Annotated in this window: 4 protein-coding genes; all 4 read left to right on the top strand. The window is 38.3% G+C overall.

Translation table 11 applies throughout. The features are described 5' to 3' along the window. Positions 1-1,372: response regulator (locus tag H6G26_RS38050; RefSeq protein WP_190736857.1), on the top strand; the 1,372-nt coding region annotated here is incomplete at its 5' end. 714 nt (positions 1,373-2,086) lie between these two features. Beyond that, entirely contained in the window at positions 2,087-2,260 is a 174-nt protein-coding gene (locus H6G26_RS38045) for a CopG family transcriptional regulator (protein ID WP_190736855.1), read from the top strand. 173 nt (positions 2,261-2,433) lie between these two features. After that, positions 2,434-3,477 (top strand): hypothetical protein, encoded by a 1,044-nt coding sequence (locus H6G26_RS38040; RefSeq protein ID WP_190736853.1) that lies wholly within the window; start codon positions 2,434-2,436, stop codon positions 3,475-3,477. A gap of 138 nt (positions 3,478-3,615) precedes the next feature. Next, positions 3,616-4,905 (top strand): hypothetical protein, encoded by a 1,290-nt coding sequence (locus H6G26_RS38035; RefSeq protein ID WP_190736851.1) that lies wholly within the window; start codon positions 3,616-3,618, stop codon positions 4,903-4,905. Positions 4,906-5,313 lie beyond the last annotated feature (408 nt).

Below are 5,313 nucleotides of genomic sequence, written 5' to 3'. Positions count from 1 at the left end.
AGTCTTGATTGTAGATGATACCCCTACAAACCTAGAAGTATTTTCAGACGCTCTGACTGACGCTGGCTTTGAAGTCGCAGTCGCAACTAGTGGCGAAAGCGCTATTGAGCAAGTTGAATACGATCCACCAGACTTAATCTTGTTGGATATCATGATGGCAGGAATTGATGGATTTGAAACCTGTTACCAACTTAAGCAGAATCCACTTACAAAAGATATTCCGGTCATTTTTATGACTGCTCTTAACGATACGGTAGATAAGGTTAAAGGTCTTTCTTTAGGTGCTGTAGATTATATTACCAAGCCCTTTCAGCAAGCAGAGGTGTTAGCGCGTATCCAAATCCATATCAAGTTGCGAAATTACTTGAACTTAGCGCTAGATGAGCAAAATATTCGTCTAAAACAGGAAATTATAGAACGTACTATTGCGGAAACAGCTTTACAGAAGTTAACTCAGGAATTAGAACACAGGGTAGTAGAACGAACTCAGGAACTTTCCAAAGCTCTGTACAAACTACAAAAAACTCAAGTTCAGCTTGTGCAGACAGAAAAGTTAGCCACACTAGGTCAGCTAGCTGCGGGTTTAGCTCATGAAATTAACAATCCGGTTAACTTCATACACGCTAATCTTTTTCATGTCAATGACTATGCTCAAAGCTTGGTAGAACTATTAAAGCTTTATCAAAATCAGTTTCCCCATGCTACCCCAGAGATTGTAGCTAAAGGAAAAGAAATAGATTTGCAATATTTGCTCGAAGACCTGCCTAAAATCCTTTTCTCTATGGAAATTGGAACTGAACGGATTTCTGGTATTGTTAACTCTTTCCGTAACTTTTCCCGCCATGACGAAGCTGAAGTCAAACTAGTAGATATTCACGAAGGTCTAGAAAGCACACTTATGATTCTCCATAGGCATTTGAAGCCAACACCAGATCAGCGGGAAATTCAGGTAGTTAAAGAATATGGCTCCTTACCTAAAATAGAGTGTTATCCGGGGAAAATGAATCAGGTTTTTATGAATATTCTCAGCAATGCAATTGATGCCATAAGAGAGGGTATGGAGAATCTTCACAGTTGTATCCAATCGCCTATGATTTGGATTAATACAAAGGTTCAAGGAAGCGATCGTATTGCAATTAGAATTGCTGACAATGGCTTAGGAATACCAGAAAATATTCAAAAACGAGTGTTTGACCCTTTCTTTACAACTAAGCCCGCCGGTAAAGGTACAGGGTTAGGAATGTCAATCAGCCATCAAATTGTAACCGAACTACATCATGGATCGCTGCAATGTATTTCCACTTCCAGGAAAGGAGCAGAATTTGTAATTGAAATCCCTATTCAAATGCCACACATTCGTCGCATTAGCTAGTAAGCAAAACACTTTTGGTTTAATTTTTTTCTCACGTTATCTGAAAAGCTGTCCATCCCATTCTGAGATATTCGTTAATTCTAAAAGTTTCGTGATTTTTTCTTGAAAGTGTTCTAACGATTTGCTTAAATCAAAAGTAGAATACTGAGAGGTTGAAAGCATTTAAGCAATTACTAAACCTCTACTTTTGTACATAAGCTTTATTGCTTTTCTCTACTAACGGCAGATATTCAAAATTTATTAAATATTAATGCCTCGAGAAAGTTTTCCAGAGGCATTAACTTTTAGTTAACTTATAGAGTTAAATATAGTAATTAAGCATCAATTCGTATTTAGAGTTTAGCTTATCTAATTCAACCTCTAGGTAAAGAACAGATAAATATTGAATTGCTATATATAAAAATAGTGTTAACCGAAATCTAATCGGTAGTTCTTGCTTGGAACAAGCCTTTTGCTTCTCTGGCTTTGAGTGCGCCTTGTTAACAATATCTACAGAAAATGGAAGCGATTTTAAACTTGGTCTAAATTTCATATTAATAATTTATCAGTAAATTTTTTGCTAGCGGGTAAATACCCTGGTAAAGGATGTGCTAAAAATAGTTTTACGGCAAGTATGCTGTGGTTAACATCTGGCTGAAGCGATTATTTGTTAACAGGAGCATCTGACCTTGTAAGTCTAGACAATTAAAAAAAATTTAAAAGCAAGAGTAAGTCATGAATAAAAAATGGGCTGTTAAACGAATTACACTAAATCTGACATCTAGTGAAAGCGAAAAACTTGCAAAGTATTGTGCAATCACAGGTAGACCAGCAACTGATGTAATTCGAGAGTTAATTCGCTCTCTAACAATCACCGAGTCTTCAACACCTGAACAGGCTACACCATGAAGCCTAACTGTATTGGCACGCCACTTGGGAGCTGTTCATTATTAACTAAAACACCCAATACTTAAGTACCATCGTTTATATAAAGTGTGTGCGTGCTAAATCTTTCTTGTGTTGAAACAGTCGAGTAAAAACGATGGGGAGTTACAGGACTTCCCTTATTAATTATTGGTAATATGAGCAATTTTGATAGACTAATAAATAGTGTTACCTTTGGGGCTGTTGGTTGTGTTGGTGTAGGTATTTTACTATTATTTACCCCTGCCAAGGCTTCTAGTACTTGGGTTATTAGCGCTTCAGTTGGCTTTCTAGCTGCTGTTCAATTAAAAGTTGATTCATCTCAAAGGATATATAAAAATCATCTCAAAACTGTTGAGTTAGAGGCTAAAGAAGTCTCAGAGAATTTATTCCTTGAACGTAGTTTGACATCAACTAAGGTCAAAGAGTTAGTCGATAGAGATAAAAAATTATCATCACAAGAGATCGCTATCACTAAACTCAAGCAAGAATCAGCACAGTTTTTGGTATGGATTAACAAGCTACGTCAGGAAGTAAGCCAAAAATCACACCAATCGAAATCTCTACAGACGGCTAATGCTAAACTTTCTACAGAGATTTTAAGAGATAGTTTCAATGATTTTAATTCTTCGTTGACTGCTTTAATAGAATCTCTATCTAAAAGATACCCTAATCTAGCTAAAGATTGGGATGTATTGAGCTATGAACTTGATAAATATATTAACTTATTTAATATTCAAGTTAATATGGTAATCAGTCAAACTAATGCTAAAGACTTGATAGAAATATCTTTGGCTATGCAACATGAGATTATTAGCACTGGGGCAATGTTAAAGGTGAAGGCTTACAAGTCTGTAATTACTTACTTGTCAAGTCAGTTACAAAATGTTATGACTGTTACCCAGCATGAGCAATTGATTAAAGAATTAAACGCTACTTGGCTAACTAAAAATCAATTGGTTGTATCCACTTATCAAAAGAACTTCCAAGCAATTAAGCAGGAGTTTGCTGATAATGTCACTACTGCTTACGAAGAAGATTTTAAAAATGTAACTTATGAGAGAATAAATCAATCTGACCAGATTGAAGCATTACAAATTGAGATTGTACGGCTACAGCACAAGCTAAACGAGTTAGCTTTGCCTTACAGGTTCCCCCAGGGCGGCCGCATCATGTCAACAAGACTAGTCTATTCTCAATAGAACTTGTACTTTTATCATTAATCTCCTCTTATTGCGAAAATATTTAGCGATCGCTTTGAGTCTCTAAAAGTAAATTAAGCAGTAAATGCTGATTTTATCGTTGATGTTCAACTTTGGTTTTGATCAAGAGTAATTTAGATGCGGCCGCCCTGCAGGTTCCCCGGTGCGACAGAACAAAGCAGAGTAGGCAATTTAATCATTGATTACTACTCCGGTGTTGGCGTCGTCATGGATGCAGTTGACTGGGATGATATCGAGACAGGGTATAGGCTAGTGTTTTATGTTGGGCGTAATGGTTCCCGGTTTATTGCGGCTAGTCTGCTTAACACCAACGACGCACCAGAGAAGCTTAAGGAAGTCTCAGGAGCTATGAATACACCTAGGTTTAAATACAATGCTCGTGGTGGTCACATGGTTCTAGAAGTCCAAACCCGACGCGTTAAAAAGCGGGAATCAAGCCAAGATGAAATCAGCAAACTTTGGATACCTGCTAGCAAGTTTGAGGCAACGGTCAAAGCTTGGACAAGAGTGAGAATTACCGGAGGCACTGAAAGCGGGAAGTCTCCCACTGCTGAAAACTTGGTTGTTTGTATTCTTAAAAATCGACCAGGGACAGCTAAACTTTACAACCCTCAGCACGATTCACTTAAAAATTACTGGACTATTCCCGTTGCTGGCACAACTCACGCCGAATCGGAAAAAGCGATCGCTTGGTTAGCTAAAAAAGTAGATATCCGTGCTAATGGTCAGGAGTCAAGAAAACAGTTTGAGCTTTGGCTATTTGATGAAGTTGACTCGACAATGAGGCATACTAAGGACAAAAAATTAACTATTGCTGCTAATATCAATTTCATCATCAAACAGGCATCACACCAAAACTTAGGTGCAATATTCATTGGTCAAAATGCGAATATAAGCGAGTATCCTGGGTGCGATCGCTCAGATTGGAACAGTGGTGTAAATGTCCATATCGGTCAAAATTGCTATGACGCTATCACAAACTCAAACCAATTTACAACTGATGAGGAATTAAAACTCAAGCAGATTGCAGATAGGTTAACGGAGTTTTGTAATAGTAGTAATGATGAATTAGGACTAAATAAAACTGACCCTAATGCCTATCGTTTTGCTTTAGTAATAGAACCAAATAAGAAACCATATTTTATTGAGCTACCCTCATTTGGCTGTTACACCTGCAACCAAATTACACCCGTCTTTAGTGTTGCGGATGCTGTTGCCAGCCAATCAACACTAACAACAGATATAGCCGAAACCCCTGTAAATACATCTGTTGCTAACAACGTTGCTGCGGGTATAGCGGTATCGTGTTCTAGCTGCTGGTCAAACAACATTAAGAAGAACGGCAAGGCAGGAAGTAAACAAGAATATCACTGTAACGATTGTGGTAAAAACTGGGATGCTCCCTGATGATCTGGTTCATTGGGCGCATAGGGCAAACGCATCTAAAGTATAAAAATCCTTTAATAGCAAGGGTTTCAGCGTTTTTAAATTTAGCCTATTTTTTCGTCAAGACCCTTATCCAGCAAGGGTTTCAGAAATACCGTGCGTTCGCCCTGATTGGGCGCATCGTCGTAGCGTTGATCTGCGGTAGCAGGCATTATAAAAGTGATAGGATATCGAACATGGGCAATTGTAGCTTTTGAGTTGTCGTTTGGGAAGACAATAACTCTACTACAGAGCGCCCTCTCTCTTCATACTCTTTTTTTGGCGAAGGTATAGCGGTTTGCATTTGAGTTCAATACAGACCTAACCCCAACCCCTTCCCTGCATTCGCGTAGCGTCTCGTTGGCGTTCGCGTTCGCGTCTCTGAAAGAG

This window comes from Nostoc sp. FACHB-888 (assembly GCF_014696655.1).
Lineage (GTDB): Bacteria > Cyanobacteriota > Cyanobacteriia > Cyanobacteriales > Nostocaceae > Nostoc.
The sequence above is the reverse complement of the archived record's forward strand: the minus strand, read 5'-3'. Positions and strand labels throughout refer to the sequence as shown.

What these genes read in the sequence shown, in the direction of transcription:
- H6G26_RS38040 (WP_190736853.1), top strand. Translation starts at nt 2,434, where the DNA reads ATGAGCAATTTTGATAGACTAATAAATAGTGTTACCTTTGGGGCTGTT.
- H6G26_RS38045 (WP_190736855.1), top strand. Translation starts at nt 2,087, where the DNA reads ATGAATAAAAAATGGGCTGTTAAACGAATTACACTAAATCTGACATCT.
- H6G26_RS38035 (WP_190736851.1), top strand. Translation starts at nt 3,616, where the DNA reads ATGCGGCCGCCCTGCAGGTTCCCCGGTGCGACAGAACAAAGCAGAGTA.